This window comes from Paenibacillus sp. A3, assembly GCF_001399685.1.
Lineage (GTDB): Bacteria > Bacillota > Bacilli > Paenibacillales > NBRC-103111 > Paenibacillus_G.
In genome coordinates, this window is the sequence record NZ_JTHN01000246.1 from 1 (window position 1) to 22,256 (window position 22,256).

Here is a 22,256-nt window from a genome sequence, read left to right on the forward strand (position 1 = left end):
TGCTGCTGCAGCAGCATCAGCGCGCGGTATTCGTTGGACGGGTTGTTCGGAATGCCGATCCGTGCCCCTTCCTTGATCTCGTCTTTCGATTTCAGCTTGCTCGAATAGAAGCCGATCGGCTCCACGTGCACCTTGGTCGTGACGGCAAAATCATAGCCCTTCTCGCCCTTGACCGAATCCAGATAAGGAACGTGCTGGAAGTAGTTCGCGTCGATCTGCTTGTCTTTCAGCGCGGGGTTCAGCTGCCCTTCGTCGTCGTAAACGACCACTTCGAGGTTGACCCCTTGCTCCTTCAGCTTCGGCTTGACGAAGTTCAAAATTTCCGCATGCGGCACGGCGGCCGCCCCGATTTTCAGCGTCGTTTCTTTCGCCGGTTTGGCCGTACCGGCTGCATTGCCTTGCGCCGCAGCCTTCGTGTCCGGGGCCTGTGCGGTGCCGCCCGAGGCGCAGCCTGAAACAATAGCACCAAAAACAACAAAGATGGATGCGAGTGAGAAAAGACCTTTTTTACCCATACTACCGCCTACTTTCTATAATTAAAATGATGAAAATCCACCGTTTCTTCACATAACGCAATGTCTGGGTTCAATCTGGCTTATACCGCTTCTTGTCGATCGATTTGGCAACGTAGTCACCCGACCATTGGATGATCTGGACCAATACGATGATGAGCAGGACGGTCGCGATCAAGACGTCCTCGCGAAACCTCTGGTACCCGAAGCGGATAGCCAGGCTGCCCAGACCGCCCGCGCCGATCGCGCCGGCCACGGCGGTGAATTCCGTAATCGCAATGACCGCAATCGTCATCGCGCGGACAAGCGCCGGCAGCGCTTCGGGAATCAGCACCCTGAAAATGATCGTGACCGGCGAGGCGCCGACCGCTTTGGCGGCCTCGATCTTGCCCGCGCTCACTTCCTTGAGTGAATTCTCGATCACCCGTCCCAGGAAGGGCGCCGCGCCGATCGAGAGCGACACGATGGCGGCTGTCGGACCGAGCGAGGTGCCGACGATCAGCCGGGAGAGGGGCAGCAGCAGAATGATCAGAATAATGAAGGGCAGCGAACGCACGCTGTTGATGACCGTCCCGATAATTTTGTGCAGCAGCGGCGCTTCCAGGATACCGCCCTTCTCCGTCACGACGAGCGTAATGCCCAGCGCAATGCCGAGCACGAGCGCGAAGACGGAAGACCAGAGCACCATGTAGACCGTCTCGCCAAGTCCCTGCAGCAGCAGTTCGATCAGGTCGTCTCTCATATTCCCGCTCCCACTCCTTCCATCACATACCGGCTGTCGCGGTAATGCTCCAGAATGCGGACGAATCGCCGCGCCGTATCGCTCTCGGGATTCAGGAACAGCTTGTCGACCGGCCCGGTCTCGACGATGCGACCGCCCTCAATCACCGCCATGCTGCGGCAAATATGCTGCAGCACGTCGAGCTCATGCGTGATCAGAACGACGGTCAGCTTAAGTTGACGGTTAATGTCCCTGAGCAGTTCCAGGATGGAGTAAGTCGTCTGCGGATCGAGCGCCGACGTCGCTTCGTCGCTGAGCAGCACGTCGGGCTCGTTCACGAGCGCTCTCGCGATGCCGACCCGCTGCTTCTGGCCGCCGCTGAGCTGCGACGGATAGGCGTTCTCTTTATCGCCCAGGCCGACAAGGTCGAGAATTTCGCGGACACGCCCGCGGATGTGCGCTTTCGGATGCCCGGCGACCTGCAGAGGAAACGCGACGTTCTGGTATACTGTCTTCGCGTCCAGCAAATTAAACTGCTGAAAAATCATGCCGATTTTTTGCCGGGCCAGCCGCAGCTCCTTCCCATTCAAGTCCGTAATGACCGTGCCCTCGATCTCGATGCTGCCGGAATCCGGCTCCTCCAGCCGGTTGAGGCAGCGGATCAACGTCGACTTGCCCGCGCCGCTGAAGCCAATAATGCCGAAGATATCCCCCTTTTCGATCTGCAAGCTGACGTTCTGAAGTGCAGGAAATGCGCCTGACGACGTTTTGTACGATTTGCTAAGATTGCGAATGACGATCATTCCTTCACCTGCTTTTCGGGATAAAAATAAAAAAACCAAGCGTCGCCCCGCAGCCATAGCTCGGGGAAAGCTTAGTTTCCAGTGGACTGGTCAACTAATTGTGCAAGTCGTCGTTTTTAATTCCGACTATACCGATTATATTTATTTAATTTAAAGGATGGACCCGGCGCTGTCAAGAACTTTTAGCAAGGTATCTACAGTGGGGAACGAACGCCAAAAAGCAGCCGGAGTGCCGGGATTCCGGGGGATCACACCGATGCTGCCGCGATCCGCGAATGCCCTGCTTCCCTCAGGCTGCCTGTTTAACTTAACTGGACAACGCTTTTGCGAACAACGCCGCTGCCTCCTGACGAAGCATCGGCTGCTGCGCTTTGTAGTCGACGGAGCCGTCGGCGGCTTCTTTCACTTCGGGCCCGAACAGGCCAAGCGCAACGATCTGCTTGACGCCGTCGAGCGCCCAAGGATCGGCATGGCCGCTCAGCTTCGCATCCATCGGCGAAGCGCCGCCGAGCTGGATCGTCCGCGCCACGATGACTGCGGCCTCTTGGCGGGTGATCGGCTTATCCGGCTCGAAAGCGGACTGGGATGAGCCTTGGATCACCCCAAGCTCATACAGTGTTCGAATCGCTGCCGCCGCCGGATGACTTTGCGTATCCGCAAAGGCCGCAGGCTTCTTGGACAGCGACATGAACAGCAGGCCTGCCGCCTGCGCCGCGAATTCCCCGCGCGTGATCGGCTCCGACGGGCCGAACATGCCGTCCGCCTTGCCTTTGACGAGATTAAGCAGCTGCAGGGTTGCGATGTAAGAGGCGTAACCGTCCTCTTTGCGCACGTCGGAGAAAGGCTTCGGCACATTCAGCTTTTTCGAGGTGCTGAGCTCGTAGCGGTATTGCAAATACCCGATCGACTTGTCGGCGTTCTCTTGGAACACCAGAAGATTGCCGTCCGCATCCTTGAACAAGCGGTCGTCGATTTGCTTCAGCTCCTGCTTTCCGGCACCCGGCGTCTCCACGATCAGCTTGCCGTCCGGCTCCGCCGTGACTTGAGTAAGGGATGTTTTCGTCAATCGTGCGGGAAATGAATTCTGACATACGGCTAGGGAATGGCTGGACTTTAGACCGGGATGCAAAGAGGAATTGACGGGGTTGCAAGATCATGCTAAATTATAACAAATTAATTACATTGATTAACTCGGATATATGGAGGTATGACTTGTGACCCGAACAAGACAAATCAAACTGTCCGCCTATTTGGTCGGTACCGGTATGCATGTCGCTTCGTGGCGGCATCCCGATGCCCAACCGGATGCAAGTATCGACATCGATTATTACAAGCGTCTCGCGCAGCTTGCCGAACGCGGAAAATTCGACATCGCCTTTATCGCCGACAGCCTCGCGATCAACGAAGCGTCCCATCCGAATATTTTGAACCGCTACGAACCGATCACGCTCATTACCGCGCTGGCGGGCGCTACTTCGAAGATCGGCGTCGTCGCCACCGCCTCCACCTCGTACATCGAGCCGTTCAATCTGGCCCGCCTCTTCATGTCGGCCGATCATATCAGCAAAGGCCGGGTCGGCTGGAATATCGTCACGACCCGGGACTTGTCCGGAAATACGGCGCTCAACTTCGGAGGCAAGGAGCATTACGAGCACTCGCTGCGCTATAAGCGCGCGGAGGAGTTCCTCGAAGTCGTCAAAGGACTGTGGGATTCGTGGGAGGACGACGCTTTTGTCCGCGATAAGGAGAGCGGGCAGTTTTTCGACCGGGGCAAGCTGCACCGCATCAACCACCAAGGCGATTTTTTCAACGTGCAAGGTCCGCTCAACATCAGCCGGTCCCCGCAGGGCCACCCTGTCCTCGTGCAGGCCGGCAATTCCGAATCCGGGCAAAGCTTTGCCGCAAGCACGGCGGAGGTCGTGTTTTCCATCAAATACGATATCGACGACGCGAAGCAGTTTTACCGCTCCTTCAAGAGCAAGGTCGCCGCTGCGGGAAGGTCGGCCGACGACGTGTATATTTTGCAGGGCATCTCTCCGGTCATCGCCGAAACGGAGGAAGCCGCGAAGCGGAAGCTGAAGCAGCTGGAGTCCTACATTACCGAGGAGACGGGCATCGGCTTCTTGTCCGACTATTTCAAAAGCGTTGATTTTACGGAAGCCACCCTCGATTCGAGAGCGGTGGACTTCGGACTGGACCGGCTGCCAGAGACGAAATCCGATTACATCAAGCACCGGCCCGTGATTGCGCGGGAAAACCCGACGCTGCGGGAGGTTTATTCCCTGCTGACCGGTTCGTTCAGCAGCGATCACTTTGTCGGCACGCCGAAGAAAATTGCCGATACGCTGGAAACCTGGTTTACGGAAAGAGCCGCCGACGGCTTTATGCTGATGGCTCCCCTGCTTCCGCAAGGCTTGGAAGATTTCGTGGAGCACGTCGTGCCCCTGCTGCAGCAAAGAGGGCTGTTCCGTACGGAGTACAAGGGCAGTACGCTGAGAGACCATTTTCACCTGCCGAAGCCGCAGAACCGGTTCGCCGTCTCCAGAGCGGAGCAGCCGCAACATTAGTTTACATGATGAATAGCGAAAGACCGGGCCCCTTCGCCTGCGAAGGAGTTCCGGTCTTTCGTTTGTATGGATGGTAACCGTCGTCTTGTCGGACGCGGAGATCATCCGTTTACATTTGCAACACGCTGAGCTTGTCCTTCACCTGCTCCACCAGCTTCCGGGCATCTTCTTGGTTGTTCACTACGTCCGTTAGGTCCATATCGACGATTAACACGTCGGACTGATTGTAATATTTCATTAGCCACTCGTCGTACCCTTTCCACAAATACCGGTAATACTCGACAAGTGATTCGTCCTGCTCGAAATCGCGTCCGCGCAGCGAAATGCGCCGCAGCACCGTCTCGAACGAGCCTTTCAAATAAACCATCAGATCGGGAGCTTTCTTCGGCAGCTCCTCCAGCTCTTCGAGCATATTGTTCGCAAGGTTCTCGTACACCTGGAATTCCAGATCGTTGATACGTCCGAGCTCGCGGTTTACTTTTGCAAAATACCAGTCCTCGTAGATGCTCCGGTCCAGAACGTTGCGGTTGCTCCGCAGCGCCTTCTTGATCGACTTAAACCGGCTGTCCAGAAAGTATAACTGAAGTAAAAACGGATACCGGTGCTTCTCGATCTCTTCCTTCGATGCCGTATAGAAAAGCGGCAAAATCGGATTATCGTCCACGCTCTCGTAAAATACTTCCGATCCGAGCTCCCGCCCCAGCAATTCGGCTACGGACGTTTTCCCCAGACCGATCATCCCCCCGACAACAATCACTGACATTGTCCCCTTTCTCCTTATGCCGCTTCCGTGAAGCTTATCATTTTAACAATGCTCATTCATGGCTTAAAACAACTGCTTTATTATAGCAGGAAAGCCCGGTTTTGTCTCAATTTACGATAAACGGCTGCACGTTCGCATCCAAAGAAAAAAGCGGTCATGGCGACCGCTTCCGTAGCTTAGCCTTCATCCGTTAAAGCGAGGAACTGCTTCACGTCTTCGATGGAAAGATCGACCGCCTGCTGCCAAAACTCCGGCTGCTCCAGGTCCACTCCCAGGTGCTTACTTGCCAACTGCTCGACCGTCAGGCGGCCGGTGTCCTGCAGCAAAGCAATGTACTTCGCCTCGAACGATTCGCCTTCCCGACGCGCACGCGAGTAGATGCCCGAGGAAAACAGGAAGCCGAACGTGTACGGGAAGTTGTAGAACGGCACGGAGGTCCGGTAAAAGTGCGATTTCGCCGCCCAGAAATGCGGGTGGTACTCGCTCAGAGCGCCGCAGAACGCGTCTTTTTGAGCCTCGATCATCAGCTCGTTCAACCGGTCCGGGCCGACGAGTCCGGCCTTGCGCTCTTCGTAGAACCGCGTCTCGAACAGGAAGCGCGTATGAATATCCATGAAAAAGGTGACGGCCCGCTGAATTTTATCATTCAGCAGGAACAGCTTGTGCTCCCGTGTATCCGCCTGCTTCAGCGCAGCGTCGCTGACGATCAATTCGGCAAAGGTTGAAGCCGTCTCCGCCACGTTCATCGCATACCGCTGCGTCATCGGCGGAAGCTCGTTCATCACATGCTGGTGAAACGCATGGCCGAGCTCGTGCGCCAGCGTCGACAGGTTCCCCGTCCCGGAGTAAGTCATGAAGATCCGGCTCTGCTTGCTGATCGGGAATGAAGTGCAAAAGCCGCCGGGCCGTTTGCCCGGGCGGTCCTCCGCCTCCACCCAACGCTCCTCGAACGCGCGCACGGTAAAGTCGGCGAGCTGCGGCGAGAACAGTCGGAACTGCTCCTCGATCATCACGGCAGCCCTGTCGTAAGAGACGTCCGTGTCCTTGCCCTCAAGCGGCGCATGCAGATCGGACCAGGCTAGGCGCTCCACGCCCATCAGCTTGGCAACCCGCTCCAGATAAGCGATAAATACCGGCTTGTTCTTCTCAATCACATCCCACATCGTTTGCAGCGTTTTGTTGGTCATCCGGTTGTTTTGCAGCGGCTCGCGGATCACCGAATCCCAACCCCGGTGCTTGTACAGTTGGAGACGGAAGCCTGCAATCCGGTTCAGCGCATCGGCGCAAAAATCTTCCTGGGCCGTCCACATCTCTTCCCATTGCCGGAACAAGCGCCCCCGTTTCTCCCGATCCGGCTCTTTGAGCATTTGGTTGAAAAACTGCCCGACCGAGAGCATGGCAGTATTCCCGTCTTTTTCGTAGGGAAGCTGGATTTGCTTCACGATCGTACTATACAAGGCGCTCCAGCCATGATAGCCGTCTACAGCGAGGTCGTTCACCAACGTTTCCTGCTCCAGCGGCAGCTTGTCTCTCACTTGCGTCCGGCGTTCCTCCAGATTGAAGGCGAGCTCGGCCATCGCTCCGCTGCCGACCCATTGTGCGAAGGCGGAGTCCGGCATCTCTGCAAGCAGCACGTCGAAGCGCGTCATGGCGGACTGGTAGTTTGCCTGAATGCCATCCAACCGGCCGCCAAGCCGAACGGCGCCCCGGTCCGCCTGGTTCTGCGCGGACAAGCAGACGATAAAGGCGGCCGCTTGACGCAGCCGTGTTTGCAACTCCTGCAGCCGCTCCACGAAGCCCTGCAAAGCGGCGACAGCTTCTGAAGTCTGCGGCGACGGCAGAGCATCCAGCCCGCTGCGGAAGCGGTTCGTGTCGGCTTCAAGCGCGTTCATATATTGCGCAAATTCGGGAGAGTCGCTGCCTCCCGGAAAGAATACGTCCAGATCCCAAGTTTGCTGCAAAGGTCGGTTCATCCAAGGGAACCCCTTTCGGATAGAGTATATGTAAACGAATGGTAACGCGAAAAACTGCGCACTTCATGTTATTCTACAAACGGTCAATTATCCCTTCCGGAAGCCTTCAATTCGGCTGTGCGCCGCGTTGCCCGGCCGGCCCGGCCTGAAAGCGGAGAACGTCTGCGAATCATTTTAGAAAACAACGGCTTGAGGCAGATCGCGAGGACATACCGTGAGATTTGTAACAAAAACGAGATTGGACCGTCTTCAGACACTCCTCCGATCCATCGCTGACGAGCAGCAGCAAAAAGAAGCTCTGCATCTTCTGGAATCGCTTAAACGGGATATCGATGAAAACTATGCGGAAATCCGCAGACCGATCCGCATTTATGAGAAAAATCAATGACCTTCCAACGCGTGCAGCGCCAGCATAATTTTCTCCACGTTATGTGTCGGGGAATTCTCATTCGTATGAATCGTGAGCTCCGCATGCTCCGGAGGCTCGTAGACGTCGGATAGTCCGGTAAAATTCGGAATAAGCCCGAGCCGCGCCTTGGCATACAGCCCCTTGACGTCCCGCCGTTCGCATACTTCCAGCGGGCACTCTACATAAATTTCCATGAACCGCGGCAGCACCGACCTCGCGTAAGCTCTCATGCTGCGGTACGGCGTGATGGCCGACACGAGAACGACTGTGCCGCTATCGGCGTGCGTTTTCGCAAGCTCGACAATCCGGCGTATATGCTCAAGCCGGTCGGCAGGGGTGAAGCCCAGATCGCTGGACAGCGTCTTGCGCAGCTCGTCTCCGTCCAGCCATTCGACCCGGCGTCCCTGTTCGCGCAGCACGGATGCCGCCTCCCGCGCCGTCGTCGTCTTCCCCGCACCGGATAGCCCGGTAAACCAGAGAACGGCGCCTTCCCTTTCGTTCAGAGGCCGCATGGCGATTCCTCCTTCCTGGCATATCGCGCATCCATACTGGGAACTCGTTCCAATATACCTTTTCCGTAAACCGACTCCATCGACAGCTCCGGCATATGCACGTAGCCGATATAACAGCCGCACGTTTTCATCCGGCACGGTCTCTCTGCGGACAATCGTTCCAAGCCGTCGCGGTACAAATGCCCGATCACTCCCCGGTCCTTATAGCAGCGCTTGACCAGCCCCGAGCCCGTAACGAAAAACACGCGGCTTCCCGTGGCGCAAGGCTTCCCCATGCTGTCATAATCCCGCGTGTTCCACTCGAAATAAGGGTCGATCTCGCGAAAGGCCGCTATCTCCTCGACCGAATAGTACGCCGGCTGGTCCTTATACGCGTTCACCCATAAGTAAACATCCTGAGGCAGCGCGCGTCGCAGCGAACGGATCGGCTCAAGATAGCTTTTGATTCCGACGGAGCCGACGCTGAAAGAAATCCCTTTGTCGTAAAGCTGCACGCACTGGGCCAGAAACGACGCTTCGCTCGTTTGACCGGGATGGTACGTAACCCAGAACGCCGCCTTTTCCTTGTTCAGCCCGTTCGTCCAATCCAGCTTGACGGACAAGTTTGTCTGGATCGCCACTTTGTCGACGTGCTCCAGATGGGACAGCTCCGTTAACGCTTCGCGGTACCATCGGTGGACGAGCGCCTCGCCGTACGGATTGAAGAAGAGGGACAAACGCCTGCCGTCCTCCCCCTGCTCCCGGACCCATGCTACAAACCGCTCCAGCTGCGCCTTGTCCTTCGCCAGCGTCTCGCGGCTGTCCGTCGTTTTGCTGAACGGACAATACGGACAATCGTAGTTGCAGGAGGATAACGCGCCCCGGTAGTACAGCGTGGTGCTTACACGCATACGTATTCCTCCATCCGCTCCCTGACCTCCGGCGAGATCACCCAGTCGCCGATCGCATCGGAATAGGCCATGCCTTCGTCCGTTAGGCGCATCGTACCGTCTTCCAGTACGGCGAACCCGGCAGACAGCAATCGGCTCAGCTCGGGACGGTCGGCGAACGGATCGCTGCCGAACCTTGCTTCATAAGCGTGCCGCTCCAGCCCTTCGCGGTGAAGCAGTGCCTTGATGACGAAACGGCGCTGCTGCTCGGCCAGGTTCAAGACGTAGCCGTAATCGGCCGTACTGTAGTTTGACGCGGAGACATAGTCGGCGATAATGCTTTGGGTCGCCTTGTAGCTTACGCCGTAGCGGGAAGCGTAATGCACTTCCCTCGTGTACGAACGCGCGCCGCAGCCGAGACCGACCATCCCTTCCTCCTGACAGCCGTAAGGCAGCAGGTTCTTCCCGGACTTCGCGTCCGGCTTGGCGAACCGTCGCATCGAGAACGCCTCGTAGCCCTTCTCCTTCAAGCGCTTGCAAGCAGCTCGGTACATGTCTAGCCGATGATCCTGCCCTGTCCGGTGCAGTTCCTCCGGCTTCAAGATCGTATTCTCGCGCGTATACAGCGGGTAAATGAAAATTTCCTCCGGCTCATATTCCAACGCCCGATCCAGCGAATACAGCCACGTTTCCACCGTCTGGCCGGGCAGTCCGTAGATCAGATCGAGATTGAGCACGGCAAAGTCGTGCCGTTTCAGCACTTCGAGCGCGCGCATCACTTCACCCGGCTTTTGCGGGCGGTAGATCGCAGCAGCTTCCGCTTCGATGAAGCTTTGAATGCCCATGCTCACCCGGTCGACCTTCCGCTCCTTCAGCAGCTTCATTCGCGCATCGGTCACGGTATCCGGGGATGTCTCGACGGAGATCGAGGCACGGTCCGGATCGAGCCCCATCACCTGCTCCGCGATGTCGAACAAACGTTCGAGCAACCGCTCGTTCAGCAGTGTCGGCGTCCCGCCGCCGATCGCAAAGCGGGAGAAAGGCCGGTGAGAAACCATGGGCGCCCACTGCCTCGCCTGACGCTCCAATGCAGCGACATACTGCTCGTGCGCGTCGGCGTTACGGTCGGGTAGCGTAAACAGATTGCAGAACCCGCACCGGGCCGCGCAGAACGGAATGTGCATATATAAAAAGAACGACTCCCCGCTCTCGCTTTTCCACAGCTCGTGCAGCGGCAGCGGCGGATTCAGTTCGCGATAGGCCGTTTTATGCGGATAGGAGTACAAGTAAGACCGGTAGGGCGATGCGGCGATCTGCTCCGACCAGCGCCGGATGTCTTCTGATTCCCGGAATTCCACTTGATATCCCTCCTTTGATAGCTGTTATGTCTAAAGAATGAATTCCCGGTACGGCACGTTCCATACGACCTCGTGCGCCAGCCGGTGGCCGTGATACCCGTCCTCGCCATAAGCGGTTCCGTGGTCGGAGCAGACGATACAGAACGTCTTGCCCCGCGCGCGCATCGCCTCAAACAGCCTTCCAAGCTGTCCGTCTACATAGCGCAGCGCCGCCCGCTGAGTTTCCACCGAATCGCGTTTTGCTCCGGGTACGAAATAATGGTTCGGACCATGGATGGCGCTTACGTTCATGAAGAGAAACAGCCTCTGGTCCGGGTCGGCAGAGCCGATCAGCTTCAGCGCATGGTTCACCTGATGCTCCGTGGAGCGCGAATTCGTTACGCCGAACGTCTGACGCCAGTAGCTCTCTTGAAAATACGACGGTAACACTTTCGCCAGCGGCACTTTTTTCGTAAAAAAAATGACACCGCCGATGCAGATCGTCCGGTACCCTTCCCCGGCAAGGCCGGAGACGATGTCGGGCGTATCGAACAGCCATGTGTTCGGATTGGTCGGCAGTCCCGTATTTTTCGAGTGGAACAGCCGGACATGGCTCGCTTTGTCCGTATTCGCAGGCGTCGGCAAAAAACCGCCGAAGAACGCGTGATGCGCGGCATACGTAAAGCTGCCCGGCGTATGACGTTTTTCCCAGCCGCCCGTGCCGCACAGATTGGGGCAGTTCTCTTCCTCCAGCTTCGCCACGTCGTAGCGAAGCGTATCAAGCGTCACAAACAAAATGTCGTGGGTGCCGACAATGTCGTTCATATTGATGCCCATGCTTCATTCATCCTTTAACATGCGGGTCATTTGCCATTCGTAGGTGTCCATGCCTTCGTAACGAACGTTCAGCAGCAGATCGCCGAACGGATTGATATCGACGATATAAGGACGCAAGGCGCCCTTGGCAAGAAGCACGTCGATCCCTGCCACAGCGGAGGACGGAAACAGCGATGCGACCTGTTCCCCCGCTTCTGCCACCGCCTGAACGGTAGCCGCGGACAGCCCGAGCTCCTCCAGACCGGCCCGCTCGTTGCGCAGGTGCAGATTCGTGATCGGCGTGCGGCTGAGCCGGGCAATCCGGTGGCACGCTTCGCCGCCGACGACGAGTTGGCGGATATCGAATGCACGGCCGTCGTGCGATGCTTTCTGCACCCACTGCTCGACGTGCATGCCTTGAGCGCCCAGCCAATTGATGATTTCGCGGATGATCGGGCGCTCCCGGTATCTGCGAAGACGGCGCGAATTGTAATATACCCGTTCGTACCCAAGGCGCTCGAAGCCGATCGTCGTGTCGGCCAGTTCCGCGCCGGTAGACGGGTTAATCTGGTAAGCCAGCACCCCGGAGGCCGAGGAGCCGAACGCCAGCTTGACGAAAACGCGCCGCATGCCGGTCCGCTCCATCGCTTCGCGGAGCTGGTCGTAGCTCCGGATAGAACCGGCCTCCCCCGGAGCCGGGGGAACCCGCACGCCCCGGGAGCTGAGCAGCCTATGGCAGCGGCGCTTGTCGAACATGACCGCGATTTCCCGCGGATCGTTCGTCCAGCGCGCTTCCGGCGCCGTTTCGGCAAAGTCGGCGCGAAGCCCGGACAGCATCCGGCAAAATCCGCGAAACCATTGCGATGGATAGTAGATGCGTCCCGGTTGTTCGGGCAAGTTCCGGGCCGCTTGCGCCGAAATGACCGGCATCGGCAGAAACTCCGGCAATGGGAACAGCTCGTCCGCTTGCTCGCCGTCGGCCGCACCGAGCGCAATCAGCTCGCGCTCCACCGGGAAATGCTCGCCGGGCGAGTCCAGCCGGACAAGGACAGGCTCGCCGCCCGTAATTTCCCGCCAGCGAACGCGTCCCTGCAGCAGATCGAGATACGGCACGATCATCGCCGGAGGCATCCCGATCCTCCGGCGAGCTTCCTGCAGCATCGTTGTCCTCCGGTTGCCGGGATTGCCAACAACAATCAGCGGACGGGGCATCTACTCCGTGACCGCCGGATAGCGCCAGTCGTCGTCATCGTCGCTCTGCTGCTGGTCGCTGACATCGACGGACATGCCCGACGTTTGCCAGCGCCTTACCATCTTGTCCGACATGTAGTGATAGTTCAGGTCGAGGAACGAAAGCTTCCGGACGCGTTCGCTCTCCAGCAGCGCTTCCGCGCCTTTGTCGCTAAGGGTTCCCAGCGATAAATCGAGCGTATGCAATTGATCGAGAATCGGCGAATTCGCGATCTCAATCGCGATTTCGTCTTGAATCTCGCTGTCTTTCAGACCGAGGTAAGTCAATTTGGGAAAGCGCCCCGGTTCCATGAGCGGTTTAACATCCTCCAGGCTTCCGTCGAAGCCATAGTCGTCTACGCCGAGATAAAGCTCCAGCTTTCGAAGCTCCGGCAGCTCGGCGTCGCGAATATCGGCGAGCACTTCCTTGCTCAGGCCGCCGCAGATAATTACCAATTCTTCCAACCGTTCGTGCTTCAACGGCTTTAAGGACAAGCCGGTGCTGCCTTGAATGCAGAACGAAGTAAGCTGCGGAAACGCCTCCAGCAGCGGAGCCAGATTCGTCTGCATAATCCACGAAATTTCGCATTCCTCCGAATCCATGTCGCCGATAAACAGCTTGCGCAGCGCCGGAAAAGCGTCTTTATGCCCGATCAATACATCCATGAACGTATCAGGCCCATCTTCATAGGCTTGTCCCCACGAGCCGATCGTCAGCTCTACGACCTCCCGGCTCTCGGGCTTTGCGGCCAGCTGCTCGATCAACTGCTCCATGCGCATTCCATCTTCGTATTCGTCGTAGCCGATTTCCAAACGGACTTCTGTCATCGATAACCCTCCCACTATCTGCCATACTCTTTTCTAAACTATCATCCGGTTTTGGTTTCGTCAATCCGAACAAGCTATGCGTCATGCCGGAGGTACGGGATCATGAGACATTTTATTAACTTAAGAGAATTTTCTGTAAATTGTATTGACTGCGAACAAATGTTTGGTATAATAGAGTTTAAGAACGCATGTTCCTATTTCCTGAGAGGAGTGTAGATACGATGGTGACGAATGTTAGATTTATCGAACGGGACTACTATAAAAGTGTCATGGCCGAAAATGGCGAACAGCTCACGGAGCAGCAGATCGAAAAAATTTTGGATGCTTCAGAGCCGTTCTCGGCCGACCTTACTTTTAAATTTTTCGAGAACGGATCGATGATCATTATCGACAACCATACCGAGCTACAAGTTCCTCTCAGCAGCCTGAGTGGAGCGGCATGCGAGTTTTACGCCCAGCAGCGGATCAAAATGATTAAAGCCAAGCTAAGAAATCAGAAAATTACGGAAGCTTCCTAAAACTAAGATTAAATACAAAAAGTCCGCGCGGTCTCCGGGGTTGTCCCTTCGTTCCGCAACGGACCTTTATCCTAGCTATTTTTATAACGTATTATGCTTGTACTAAGTTATTCCGCAAAGGCTTTTAGCACGATGACCGCATTGTGTCCGCCGAATCCGAAGGAGTTCGATATGCCGATCTTCAGTTTGGCTTGACGCGCTTCATTTGGCACATAGTCCAAATCGCAATCCGGGTCCGGCTGTTCCAGATTAATCGTGGGAGGAATGATTCCTTGCTCCAGGCTCTTGGCCAGGGCAATGGCTTCCACCCCGCCGGCCGCTCCCAGCATATGACCAGTCATGGACTTATTGGCGGTTACCGGAATCCGGTAGGCATGCTCACCGAACAGCTTCTTGATCGCCATCGTTTCGGACTTGTCCCCCAGTTCCGTACTCGTCGCGTGCGCGCTGATAACATCTACTTCCTCGGGGTTCACAGCCGCTTCGCGAAGCGCCGATCTCATGGCTTGGTAAGCCCCGATCCCCTCCGGATGGGTGGCGACGATGTGATAGGCATCGGAGCTGGCTCCGTAACCGATCACCTCGGCGTAGATTCGAGCGTTCCGACGCTGTGCATGGGAGAGCGATTCCAGTACCACAATGCCCGCCCCCTCGGACATGACGAATCCGTCCCGTCCCGCATCGAACGGACGGCTTGCTTTGGCAGGCTCGTCGTTGCGGCCGGACAAAGCGGTCGCGTTGCCGAAGCTGGCAAGCGATATTTCCGTCACGGCGGCTTCCGCACCGCCGGCAATGATCGCGTCCGCGCCGCCCCCCCGAATTAACCGGAATGCTTCGCCGATGGCCGTATTTCCTATGGAGCATGCGGTTACCGGGGACAGAGTTGGACCCAGAGCTCCATATTTTATGCTGATCATCGCTGCAGCCATATTCGATATCATCATCGGTACCAGCGTCGGACTGACGCGCTCCGGTCCCCGATCACGGAGAATTCCATCCTGTTCAAGCAGCGTTTGAATGCCTCCGATGCCCGATCCTACATATACGCCAAGTCTTTCCCGATCGATTTCGTTAAGCTTTAAGCCTGAATCCTCCAACGCCTGCTCCGCGGCAGCCAAAGCAAACTGACAAAACCGATCCATCCGCCGCGCTTCTTTGCGGCCAAACCGGGCATCGGCGTCAAACTCCCGGACAACCCCCGCGATTTTCGTTTTAAAGCGGGACGTGTCAAAAGTATCGATCCGGCTTATCCCCGATTCCCCCCGGCACAAACAATTCCAAAAGGTTTCCACTTCATGCCCAAGCGGCGAGATAATGCCCATCCCCGTTAACACGACTCGTTCCATCGTATTTCCTCCCTATCGTTCATCGGTTAAGTCCTATGTTGTCACAGTTATTATCCTATTACAAGTTGCAGTTTATTATAGTATAATGACTACCATGTTAACGAAACCAAAAGGCGGAATCGAAATGAATCATCAAACGAGGCTTCAGGCGCTATCGGCTTTTTTAAAGGCACAGCGGGCCAAAGTGCTCCCGCAAAACGTCGGACTTCCGGTGGGAACTCGCAGACGCACCCCGGGTTTGAGACGTGAGGAAGTCGCTCAACTTGCCGGGGTTAGCCCCACGTGGTACACATGGCTTGAGCAAGGACGGGATATCAAAGTATCCAAATCGGTCCTGGACTGCGTCGCCGCCGCCCTGCAATTAACGGTAGACGAGCGGAAATATTTGTTCTCGCTAGCTCTGGAAACCGGGGCGGGCTCCCATACGCTGATAGAAGAGCTGCCCGAGATCAGCCCTTCGCTGCGAAGAATTTTGCAGGAGCTGCGCTTTTGTCCGACCATTATCTCTGACCGCCGCTGCCATATTGTCGGCTGGAACGAAGCAGCTTCCCATGTGTTTCTCAACTTCCACCATATTCCCGTCGAACAGCGGAATATGATCCGGCTTCTGTTTACACAAAAAGAATTCCAACGGCTCGCCGTCAACTGGGAACATTTTGTCCGCGGTTTTCTCGCTATTTTCCGGGCGTATTACGGGCAATATGTTGAGGACGAATGGTACGAGCGTTTTCTTGCAGAGATGAAGGAGGTACACCCGGATTTCGACCGGCTGTGGGAGCAAAGCGAGGTCAGCTCGGCCCCGGAGGTGTTAATCGAATTCAGGCATGCCAAAGCGGGCAAGATGCTGTTTCACCTCACCTCACTGCAGGTTCAAGGAAGCTCCGATCTGCGGTGCAGCATATATACTCCTGCGCCCGACTCCTCGACGGAATCGAAACTGAAGCAGTTGATGGAGCGCAGCTTAAGCTCCCCTGATCGTTCGGATTGACCGATCCGGCGGCTGTGAGCGTGGTTTCCCACTCGCCGCCCTCCTGCCAAGCCTTACTCCTGACGTGCCACGGACATTAAGACCGTTTCCGTTTCCCCATGGGCGAACAGCTCGTCGAGGGTCGCCTCTACTGTCAAGCCTTCGTTGGTGATTTTATAGAACCGGGCCGCGAAGCGATCTTGATACGTCCCGAGCAAGCGGTGAAATTCGTCCCAATGTCCGCTCAGCATTAGCGGGTTCAGTTCGAAAGCCACTTTGCCGACGGCTTGTCGTCCAAGCAGCGCCTCCATCCCAAGAAAGGCGTGATACTCCCCTCCTTCAATGTCCATTTTAATAAAATCGATATAATCGAAATTCCCCTCGTTCGCATCCAGCGTCTCCGTGATGACCTCTTCTTCCTGCATGACATCATTGGCAAAGTAATCAAAATATTGTTCGCCGGGTTTCACTAACGAGCTTGACCCCGTATACAGCTCGCTGTAGTAAAGCGTCTCGGAGCCAGGTGTATCGGAGATGGCCTTTTGGAGCGCCGTTACCTGTTTCTTGGCAAACAGCATATTCATCGCGACGTTGTCCCGCAGCAGTCCATAGTTTTTCCTGCCCGCTTCGTAAGCCAGAACCTTCCCCTGCTCGCCGACGAGCAGCCCCATCAGAACGGTAAAATAACCGATATTCGCCCCGACATCGATCACCTTGTGACCCGGTTTCACATTCAGAAGTATGTAGTTGGTTAAAGCAACGTCGAACACCCCGCTGCCTACAAGCTGCGGAGTCAAGCTCACATCGTCGGCAAAGGAGTAAAGGAGCCCTCCCCACACCGGATAGATCAGCATGCGGTTTTTTCCTACATATGTCCCTTTCATTCTTCACCCGCCTTTATCTGCTGGAAAATAGGCAATCTCGATTCAATCATTATTTATGTTGGGGCCCCCTTAAACAGAACCTTGAACAGGCTCTTTCAAGAGGGGTTCCCCTTATTCGCCCGGATTGGCGCAGCGGTAGGTTTGGACTTGAAAAAACAGTCTGACATGCGCCTCAACATCAGCCGATCAAACTTTATGCTTCCGGGTAAGACAGCATGCCACTCCCGATGCCCTTTTCACCGCCAAGGCCGGATAAGCGCTGAACCATGGCCTATTCTGATGTTTTTTCGCAAATATGGTACAATGGATACAGCCTAACGACGAAGGAGAACAAGATGGCGCGCAATCATAGATTGGTAACCGATGCGGATTTCCAGGAAGCGATGGAACGCGAAGCATCGATCCGGGTTTTTCAAGACGATCATGTGGTCGGTTCCGGCGGGGTCATTACCCGCTTCGACAACGACACGGTCGTGATTCAGACCGGGGTCAGCGATGTCGCTTATCACCGCAGGGACTTGTGCGAGTTTTTCGAGATGAGAAAAAGGTAGAACACGCGAAACAGCCCGGGACTTGAACCACAAGTCCGGGCTGTTTCTTGTTAGGTGCTTCCGCTTCTTTAATGCTCAGGCTTGGACAGGCGGATAATGTCGAACACATTGACCTTGCATCCCGTTTCGTCGTGAATAAGCGCATTCCCTTCGATCCGGTCGATGTAGAGCACTCCGTCCAGGTGGTCCATTTCATGTTGAATGCAGCGCGCAAGGTACCCTTCCGCTTCGAGAACAAACGTCTCGCCTTGACGGTTCAAGCTGCTGATCTTGACTTGATTAGCCCGCTTCACGATACCGGAATGCCCGGGAAACGACAGGCAGCCTTCCGGCCCGATCTGCTCGCCTGACATTTCCAACATGACCGGATTGATAAGCTCAATGAGCCCTTCGCCGCAGTCCATCACGACCACCCTGCGCAAAAACCCGATCTGCGGCGCCGCAAGCCCCGCCCTGCCCTCTGCGGCATACAGCGTATCGACCATATCGTCAAGCAGCTTAACAATTCTCGAATTTACCTCATCCACCGGCTTGGCCTTTTTGCGAAGAACCGGGTCACCAAACGGCAGGATTGTTTTTTTAGCCATAACGTTAACGCCTCTTTTCAGTTTTAAATGGATGCGTTTCTGACTTGCGACGGCGTATGCACCCACAAGTCGTTCGGAGTACAGTCCAAAGCCGTACATAGCGCGTCCAGCGTCTCGGCCTTCATCTGCTTCGGCTGGCCGGTCAGCAGGGCGCTGATCGAGGGGGCGGACAGCTCGTAGCCTGCTTTTTCCTTTAAAAGCCGGGCCAGTGCGGCCCCCGTTCGGATGCCCCGCACCATCATCATCTCTCTTAACATCCATACCAGCATGAGCCTTCCCCTTTCCGAACCCAAAGATTAGGCAGCACCTAATTTTGTTAGGCAATACCTAATATATCACATCGGCTTCTGATAATAAATGGCATGGGTATGTCACCATTAAAAAAAGAGGGAAGCGGCGTCAAACCTGACGCAGATCCCTCTTCCTTGTGTTGCGCGCGATCCTTACTTTTCCCGGTTATATCCCCGCTCGCCGTACGGCTGAAGCTGCTCCAGCCATTTCTCCTCCAGCTTGTGCAGAGCTTCCTTCGCGTCGAAGAAGCCGGTCTTCTTCTTCTCCAGAACCTCAAAGCACTTCGATTTCAAACGCTTGCTCACCGTATTCCTTCCACTCGTGCTGAAGCGTTTTGTTCATCATGGTGCCGAGCTGCAGCTCCATCCTTTTTCCGTTCAGCGATTTCAGATTCATGGTGCTCCCGACTAAAGCCTTTCCATTGGCGTTGTTCTTGATCTGATAAACGCCCGCCTGGGGCTTCATTTCTTTGTACAACTGCTTCAGTTCTTCCCGCCGATTCATGGCCAATTCCCCTTTTCTCCCCAACCGTTACTTCAGCCAATATTGGCTTCCATCCGGTTTTCTGTCTAAAAATCCGTATTCGATCAAATAGCGCCGTAAGGTAACGAAGTCGTCGTATGCGGACTTCAACATTTCATTGACTTCCATCTCGCTGTAGACATGCCCGCTTTTGAACCGTTTCGCGATCTCTCTCAGCACGACCAGCTTGTGCTTTTCCTGCAGATAGAACGTTTTTAAAGGCCCGTCCGTGCCCTCGGGAAAATATCTGCACAATCTCTTCGATTTCTTCCGCTGTCACGTTGTATCGCTCATCCACCATTTTGGCGGTTCTGTGAGGCTGGAAGCGGGCGATATGCCGAAGCGGCCGAGCTATACTTGAAATTGCAGACACTCGGCGAATCGCTCGATTCATCCCGCACTACCATACGGTTGACTGCCGATGCCATGAATGCAGCGAAAGCGGAAGCTTCCTCCTTGATTTCCATTGCCAAGACAAGCTACTACAAAGCCAATGAAACGCTAACAAACCTAACGAAGGAAACAACGGAAAGCATCTATGAGGATTTCAATAAGTATGGCATCGATTCGAGCCAGATTAGGTTCATCTTGGCCGAATATCAGGGTAGCGCCCGGCATTATCAGCTCGCATTGGATTATCTCGATAAATATGTCCGGGACAAAAAAGAAAGCGATTATAAGGAATATTTAATTAACATTGGAAAAGCCGACGATTCCGTCAAAATCGCAAGAGAGAAATCCTCCAAAGGATACGCCGAGTGGTCCAAAAATGTACTGAATTTTTAATCTTCCGCTGTCGAATAAAACATACAAAGCCCCTTTCCGGAGCTTTTTGTTATGGACCTTCTTATCGTGCATCTGGCCCCGTCTCGCGATAAAATAGATTCGGATAGACCAATACGATGCCGCTTGAATCGACCGTAATGTTCTCCGTAAAATTCCCGCTCTGATATCGAAAGACGGACGAATCCTTCCCATTTTCCAGCAAGGTATAGTTCTGCTTAACCGGTCTATAGTTCAATTCAGCGGCGGAAATGTAGACCACTTGGATCTCCTGCTGCTGCGAAGGCTCGTACGACAATCGGTTGATCGGAAGTGTATTCGTAAACGGAGTGCATAAAATATCAATATCGATACAGCCTGATAATTCGGGAATAATTTGTCCCTGTTCATCTTTCCAGATCCCCTTGCCGTCAGATGAAAGCCTCAACCCTTGATCTTCACCCAAGTAACGTATTGTGACTGCTCTGGTGACCCAGCTTTGATCGAGCACGATATCATATTTAATTCTGAAGATGTCATTGTTAGGTTGACTTCCGATAACAATACTATCTATGAGAATTTGATTGTTTTCCTCTCTGACTTTAAGGTGTTCATAACCGATCCCCGTGCTCGATCTCCAAACAATATCTGCAGGCAACATAGGTAAATCCTCCCATCGTTTGTTCACAAAGGAAGTTTATCATGTTCTTCGGACCTTGTTAAGAACGATGTTTAAGAGCGGTTCCCGTTCCGGCGGATCAAGTCCCGGACGGCGGCATCCACGGCATCGGCCAGAGAATAGCGGGGCGCAAAGCCTTGCTGGCGAATTTTACCGTCATTCCATAACCGGTTGACGGTGAAGCTTTTTATCGCAAAAGGGGTCAAATGAAGCTGAGCCAGCTGCTCCTCCGTCGGGTTTTCCGGAATCCGTATCGTTGCGGCAGCTTTTCCGGCGGCGCGATCGAGCTCGGCTTTCAGTCCGCCCCAAGTCGTGTCGAAACCTTTCAATAGGTAAGCGTTGTCCGCTTGACCGTTCATATCCAAGGACCCAAGCCATGCCATCGCCCGTCCGATGTCGCGCGTATCGATCAGCGAAACCCGGCCGGAGCCGTCTCCGATAACCGGGTATTGATCGTGTACGTGCGCCTGGTACAGCCTGGAGAAGAACGACGAAAGATCACGCACCCCAATCGTACTGGCCGGACGCAGCAGAATCGTCCCGATCCCGGCTTCCCGCCCGGCTTGCCGGACCACTTCCTCCCTCTTCACGGCCAACGCCTGGATCGGATATTCCGGCACGGTCACGTAAGATTCGTCGATCGGGTCTCCTGTCCGAAAATCGTACATGACAATCGTGCTTAACTGGACAAAACGTTCGGCCCCTTGGGAAGCCGCCGCTTCGATTAGCCTTCGTGTCAGCTTGACCTCTACCTCCGCTTCCGTGTCGATGACCGTGTGCAGCTTCGCATCCGCCGTGCAATTATAGACAAGCTCATGTCCGCGAATGGCGGCAGCAATGGACGACGGATCGGAAAAATCAACCCGGACAACGTTCACCCCCAGACTATCCAAAAAAGTCGAATCGCTCTGCTCGCGAACGGCCGCGGTCACCCGATACCCGGCCAGCACTAATTGCTCCACCGTATGACTCCCGATAAATCCGCTGCCTCCAAACACGACTGCATTCATTCATGCCACCCTCTTCATTTTATCAAGTTTAAACTTATAAACTTATAAATCAAAAAAAATTAGTTGCTTTCCTCCACCGCGACGATCAAATCTTTAATCCGTTGCAGCGAACCGCGCAAATTTTTGCTTAAACGATAATATTTCTCTTTGCCGCTGCGGTCGAAGTCGATCAGATCGGCCTGTCTCAAAATTTTCAAATGGTGTGAAATCGCAGGCCTGGAAATATTCATGCGCTCGGTAATTTGATTGACATTCAAGCTGTTCAGCTCCAGCAGAAGCGTAATGATCTGCTGCCGGTTGACATCGCCTAAAGCTTGGAAGATCGGTGTGCTTAATTTGAATTTTTCGAGAATAACCTCTTTGTTCGTACACTGGTGCTTTTCGATCGCCATCACCTTATAAGTTTAAACTTTTAAACACGTTTATTGTACTGCATCATTTTCATACGTGCAACCCATTCGTTCTTTGCGGGCTTTTTGCTCATTTTCTCGATTCGAAAAACCGCAAAACGATTAGCAAAATCTCGCAAAAAATTTTCCACAGCACAACGGCTACCACAAAAGCGACAACGCCGTACACGATTCCTTCCGGAAGATCGTTTACCGCCTTGGCCGTGTCGAAATATCCTTCTTTAACCGTGGTCATATAGGTATTCGTCCTATAGATTTCTTCTCCGAACAGGGTGGCTTTATAGGCTATCGGAATCCATCCCGTATAAAACAAAACCTTGATTAACCGGATCGGCGGCGTCTCCCCAAATTTGAACAATTGCAGATCTCCTCCCCTTCGCCGGAACATC

26 protein-coding genes and 2 pseudogenes are annotated in these 22,256 nt (G+C 54.8%); 6 read left to right on the top strand and 22 right to left on the bottom strand.

Annotated elements, in window-relative coordinates:
• From QJ48_RS30985 to QJ48_RS31000, 4 genes are all read right to left on the bottom strand, one after another.
• Window positions 1-515 (bottom strand): MetQ/NlpA family ABC transporter substrate-binding protein (locus QJ48_RS30985; RefSeq protein WP_237763122.1); only part of this gene is annotated, 515 nt, incomplete at its 3' end.
• Window positions 516-585: 70 nt separating this feature from the next.
• Window positions 586-1,254, bottom strand: coding sequence for a methionine ABC transporter permease (locus QJ48_RS30990; protein ID WP_054977196.1), 669 nt, complete (start codon window positions 1,252-1,254; stop codon window positions 586-588).
• Window positions 1,251-2,036: a methionine ABC transporter ATP-binding protein gene (locus QJ48_RS30995; RefSeq protein WP_054977197.1), complete on the bottom strand. Its 786-nt coding sequence runs from the start codon at window positions 2,034-2,036 to the stop codon at window positions 1,251-1,253. The genes QJ48_RS30990 and QJ48_RS30995 overlap by 4 nt, the downstream gene beginning before the upstream one ends.
• A gap of 307 nt (window positions 2,037-2,343) precedes the next feature.
• A complete protein-coding gene (locus QJ48_RS31000) occupies window positions 2,344-3,102 on the bottom strand; it encodes an S-layer homology domain-containing protein (RefSeq protein WP_054977198.1) in 759 nt (252 codons plus the stop codon).
• Between the two features lie 148 nt (window positions 3,103-3,250).
• Between QJ48_RS31000 and QJ48_RS31005 the strand changes: the two genes are divergently transcribed.
• Complete coding sequence (locus QJ48_RS31005; RefSeq protein WP_054977199.1) at window positions 3,251-4,603, top strand: LLM class flavin-dependent oxidoreductase; 1,353 nt, start codon at window positions 3,251-3,253, stop codon at window positions 4,601-4,603.
• A 109-nt stretch (window positions 4,604-4,712) separates the two neighbouring features.
• Here QJ48_RS31005 and QJ48_RS31010 read toward each other — a convergent pair whose 3' ends face one another.
• Both QJ48_RS31010 and QJ48_RS31015 read right to left on the bottom strand, forming a co-directional pair.
• Entirely contained in the window at window positions 4,713-5,366 is a 654-nt protein-coding gene (locus QJ48_RS31010; RefSeq protein WP_054977200.1) for a deoxynucleoside kinase, read from the bottom strand.
• A 176-nt stretch (window positions 5,367-5,542) separates the two neighbouring features.
• Window positions 5,543-7,339 (bottom strand): M3 family oligoendopeptidase, encoded by a 1,797-nt coding sequence (locus QJ48_RS31015; RefSeq protein ID WP_054977201.1) that lies wholly within the window; start codon window positions 7,337-7,339, stop codon window positions 5,543-5,545.
• 214 nt (window positions 7,340-7,553) lie between these two features.
• Between QJ48_RS31015 and QJ48_RS38220 the strand changes: the two genes are divergently transcribed.
• Complete coding sequence (locus tag QJ48_RS38220) at window positions 7,554-7,727, top strand: hypothetical protein (protein WP_179223947.1); 174 nt, start codon at window positions 7,554-7,556, stop codon at window positions 7,725-7,727.
• Here the strand turns inward: QJ48_RS38220 and cysC are convergent.
• From cysC to QJ48_RS31045, 6 genes are read right to left on the bottom strand one after another with little or no spacing between them, the layout of a single operon-like run.
• On the bottom strand, window positions 7,721-8,260 hold the full coding sequence (gene cysC / locus QJ48_RS31020) for an adenylyl-sulfate kinase (RefSeq protein WP_054977202.1): 540 nt from the start codon (window positions 8,258-8,260) through the stop codon (window positions 7,721-7,723). The genes QJ48_RS38220 and cysC overlap by 7 nt on opposite strands.
• Window positions 8,248-9,150 carry an STM4011 family radical SAM protein gene (locus QJ48_RS31025; RefSeq protein WP_054977203.1) on the bottom strand — a complete coding sequence of 301 codons (903 nt, stop codon included), beginning with the start codon at window positions 9,148-9,150 and terminating at the stop codon, window positions 8,248-8,250. Before QJ48_RS31025 ends, cysC begins: the two co-directional genes overlap by 13 nt.
• The gene (locus QJ48_RS31030; RefSeq protein ID WP_054977204.1) at window positions 9,141-10,487 is read right to left on the bottom strand and encodes an STM4012 family radical SAM protein; all 1,347 of its coding nucleotides are present in this window, start codon (window positions 10,485-10,487) and stop codon (window positions 9,141-9,143) included. The genes QJ48_RS31025 and QJ48_RS31030 overlap by 10 nt, the downstream gene beginning before the upstream one ends.
• Window positions 10,488-10,517: 30 nt before the next feature.
• Window positions 10,518-11,303: an STM4013/SEN3800 family hydrolase gene (locus QJ48_RS31035; protein ID WP_054977205.1), complete on the bottom strand. Its 786-nt coding sequence runs from the start codon at window positions 11,301-11,303 to the stop codon at window positions 10,518-10,520.
• 3 nt (window positions 11,304-11,306) lie between these two features.
• Complete coding sequence (locus QJ48_RS31040; protein ID WP_054977206.1) at window positions 11,307-12,494, bottom strand: STM4014 family protein; 1,188 nt, start codon at window positions 12,492-12,494, stop codon at window positions 11,307-11,309.
• On the bottom strand, window positions 12,495-13,340 hold the full coding sequence (locus QJ48_RS31045; RefSeq protein ID WP_054977207.1) for an STM4015 family protein: 846 nt from the start codon (window positions 13,338-13,340) through the stop codon (window positions 12,495-12,497).
• Window positions 13,341-13,561: 221 nt separating this feature from the next.
• Between QJ48_RS31045 and QJ48_RS31050 the strand changes: the two genes are divergently transcribed.
• Entirely contained in the window at window positions 13,562-13,858 is a 297-nt protein-coding gene (locus tag QJ48_RS31050) for a hypothetical protein (protein WP_054977208.1), read from the top strand.
• 107 nt (window positions 13,859-13,965) lie between these two features.
• Here the strand turns inward: QJ48_RS31050 and fabF are convergent, their stop codons facing one another.
• Complete coding sequence (fabF, locus tag QJ48_RS31055; RefSeq protein WP_054977209.1) at window positions 13,966-15,204, bottom strand: beta-ketoacyl-ACP synthase II; 1,239 nt, start codon at window positions 15,202-15,204, stop codon at window positions 13,966-13,968.
• A gap of 124 nt (window positions 15,205-15,328) precedes the next feature.
• On the opposite strand from fabF, the gene QJ48_RS31060 reads away from it, so the two are divergent.
• Entirely contained in the window at window positions 15,329-16,192 is an 864-nt protein-coding gene (locus QJ48_RS31060; protein WP_054977210.1) for a helix-turn-helix transcriptional regulator, read from the top strand.
• Window positions 16,193-16,245: 53 nt separating this feature from the next.
• On the opposite strand, the gene QJ48_RS31065 is transcribed toward QJ48_RS31060, so the two are convergent.
• Entirely contained in the window at window positions 16,246-17,055 is an 810-nt protein-coding gene (locus tag QJ48_RS31065; RefSeq protein ID WP_054977211.1) for an FkbM family methyltransferase, read from the bottom strand.
• Window positions 17,056-17,390: 335 nt separating this feature from the next.
• On the opposite strand from QJ48_RS31065, the gene QJ48_RS31070 reads away from it, so the two are divergent.
• Window positions 17,391-17,606: a hypothetical protein gene (locus QJ48_RS31070; RefSeq protein ID WP_054977212.1), complete on the top strand. Its 216-nt coding sequence runs from the start codon at window positions 17,391-17,393 to the stop codon at window positions 17,604-17,606.
• 68 nt (window positions 17,607-17,674) lie between these two features.
• Here QJ48_RS31070 and def read toward each other — a convergent pair whose 3' ends face one another.
• From def to QJ48_RS31090, 4 genes and pseudogenes are all read right to left on the bottom strand, one after another.
• Entirely contained in the window at window positions 17,675-18,193 is a 519-nt protein-coding gene (gene def, locus QJ48_RS31075) for a peptide deformylase (protein WP_054977213.1), read from the bottom strand.
• A 23-nt stretch (window positions 18,194-18,216) separates the two neighbouring features.
• The gene (locus QJ48_RS31080; protein WP_054977214.1) at window positions 18,217-18,462 is read right to left on the bottom strand and encodes a helix-turn-helix transcriptional regulator; all 246 of its coding nucleotides are present in this window, start codon (window positions 18,460-18,462) and stop codon (window positions 18,217-18,219) included.
• A gap of 174 nt (window positions 18,463-18,636) precedes the next feature.
• Window positions 18,637-18,988 (bottom strand): annotated as a pseudogene (locus tag QJ48_RS31085) (GIY-YIG nuclease family protein).
• Window positions 18,989-19,015: 27 nt separating this feature from the next.
• Window positions 19,016-19,313: pseudogene (locus QJ48_RS31090) on the bottom strand (DUF2087 domain-containing protein); the annotation flags it as partial.
• A gap of 50 nt (window positions 19,314-19,363) precedes the next feature.
• Between QJ48_RS31090 and QJ48_RS31095 the strand changes: the two are divergent.
• Window positions 19,364-19,792: a hypothetical protein gene (locus QJ48_RS31095; protein WP_157261814.1), complete on the top strand. Its 429-nt coding sequence runs from the start codon at window positions 19,364-19,366 to the stop codon at window positions 19,790-19,792.
• Between the two features lie 61 nt (window positions 19,793-19,853).
• Here QJ48_RS31095 and QJ48_RS31100 read toward each other — a convergent pair whose 3' ends face one another.
• The 4 genes from QJ48_RS31100 to QJ48_RS31115 all read right to left on the bottom strand — a co-directional run bounded on the left by QJ48_RS31100 (window position 19,854) and on the right by QJ48_RS31115 (window position 22,225).
• Complete coding sequence (locus tag QJ48_RS31100; protein WP_054977217.1) at window positions 19,854-20,429, bottom strand: putative glycolipid-binding domain-containing protein; 576 nt, start codon at window positions 20,427-20,429, stop codon at window positions 19,854-19,856.
• Window positions 20,430-20,500: 71 nt separating this feature from the next.
• On the bottom strand, window positions 20,501-21,457 hold the full coding sequence (locus QJ48_RS31105; RefSeq protein WP_054977218.1) for an NAD(P)-dependent oxidoreductase: 957 nt from the start codon (window positions 21,455-21,457) through the stop codon (window positions 20,501-20,503).
• Window positions 21,458-21,516: 59 nt separating this feature from the next.
• Window positions 21,517-21,843, bottom strand: coding sequence for a metalloregulator ArsR/SmtB family transcription factor (locus QJ48_RS31110; RefSeq protein WP_054977229.1), 327 nt, complete (start codon window positions 21,841-21,843; stop codon window positions 21,517-21,519).
• Window positions 21,844-21,937: 94 nt separating this feature from the next.
• Window positions 21,938-22,225 carry a hypothetical protein gene (locus QJ48_RS31115; RefSeq protein WP_054977219.1) on the bottom strand — a complete coding sequence of 96 codons (288 nt, stop codon included), beginning with the start codon at window positions 22,223-22,225 and terminating at the stop codon, window positions 21,938-21,940.
• Window positions 22,226-22,256 lie beyond the last annotated feature (31 nt).